The sequence below is a fragment of the Bradyrhizobium aeschynomenes genome (genome assembly GCF_013178945.1).
GTDB lineage: Bacteria > Pseudomonadota > Alphaproteobacteria > Rhizobiales > Xanthobacteraceae > Bradyrhizobium > Bradyrhizobium aeschynomenes.
The window spans coordinates 1-1,501 of sequence record NZ_JABFDM010000028.1; the positions used below are offsets into that span (position 1 = coordinate 1).

A 1,501-nucleotide genomic window follows, 5' to 3' on the forward strand; every position below is an offset into this window, starting at 1 on the left:
TCATCCGGGCTTCTGTAACGGGCCTTGGTTTGTCAATCCCAATTGCATGTCCTCTCGCCGGGCCCTTGCTTCTGTACGGGGTCGGCGCATGGCCGCCACCTGTTGGGCTGCGTAAGAGGATCCGGCCGGCCAATCTACGGAGAGCGTGGTCGTGAACCGACTACCCGGATGGCGGCCTGACCGGATCCATCGTCCCGGCGAAGGGACCCTGCTCGGGGAGAGCCTGGTGTTGTGGCCCGCCCAGAACTCGATCGATGCTCCCTTACTTAGGCTGCGGCAGGCTTAGCCTTGGCGGCCGGCTTGGCCGTGACAGGCTTGGCCGCGGGGTTGAAAGGCATGTTGTCGGCGAGCATGCGGTGAAGGATCACGGCAAGCTTGCGCGCCAGAGCCACCTTGGCCTTGCGCGGACCGGCGCGCTTGGCGATCCGCATTGCCCAGCTCTTTAGCTCTGAGCAATTTTTCACCGGCTTGGTCAGCATGATGTGCGCTGCCTGATAGAGCGCCTCGCGCACCGACGCATCGCCGACCTTCGTGATGCGGCCACTATAATCGGTCTCACCGGATTGGTATCGTCTCGGCGTCAGACCAAAATGTGCGCCGGTCGCCTTGGAGGATCGGAAGCGTTTGGGGTCGTCGATCGCGAACACGTAGGTGAGCGCGACGATCGGACCGACCGCCGGCGTGCTCATCAACAGCTTGGCCTGGGGATGGGCCTTCGCGAGCTGCTGCACCTGCCTGTCCAGCTTCTTGAACTCGCGCAGCAGCACCGCATGAGCCTCGAGCAGCGCCTGCACGACCAGCGTCAATCCCGTATGGCCATCCACCAGCTCCTCGATACGCTTTGCGAAGCTGCGCTCAGTGGTCTTGCCGACCTTCAAGCCAAAGCCTCGTAGCACGCTGCGCAAGCAGTTATCGATATCGTGCAGCTTCGATTGCAGCAGCTTGCGGGCCGTGAGAACCGCACGCGTCTCCTGCGCCTCGATCGATTTGCAATGGACGGGCCGGAACCAGCCGAGTCGCATCAACTGGGCAATGCCCCTGGCATCGTTGCGGTCCGACTTCACCGACATCGCCCTGAAGGCGTCACGCACGTGCCGCGTCTCCAGCAATTCGACCTGCAGGCCCGCCTCCCGCATCGCCGCATACAGCCATTGCGACAGCGGCCCTGCCTCCAAGCCGATCCGCTCAATCTCGAGGCCGAGCTGCTTGAACCAACCGATCAAGGCCGCTGGCTCACTCTCGACGGGAGCCTCCCGAACGATATTGCCTCCTCCATCGACGATGCAGACCGCAGAGGATTTCAAAGACACGTCAATTCCGGCATAGTGGCTCATGGTCGTCCCCGAATGATGCGAGGAGCGGGCTTGCCCGACTCCGTTTTGAACACCATCAATTTGAGGGACGACCACCTTTCCGCCAACCGAGTGTCTCGCGAGCGCGCTTCCAAATCGCGCCGTAGCGAGCGGGACGCTCGGGTGGTCGGCCCGTTACCCCATCTACG

1 protein-coding gene is annotated in these 1,501 nt (G+C 62.8%); it reads right to left on the minus strand.

Annotation, left to right across the window (positions count from 1 at the left end; all coding sequences use genetic code 11):
• Positions 1 to 266 precede the first annotated feature (266 nt).
• Complete coding sequence (locus HL666_RS33815) at positions 267 to 1,334, minus strand: IS110 family RNA-guided transposase (protein WP_172185800.1); 1,068 nt, start codon at positions 1,332 to 1,334, stop codon at positions 267 to 269.
• Between the last annotated feature and the right edge of the window lie 167 nt (positions 1,335 to 1,501).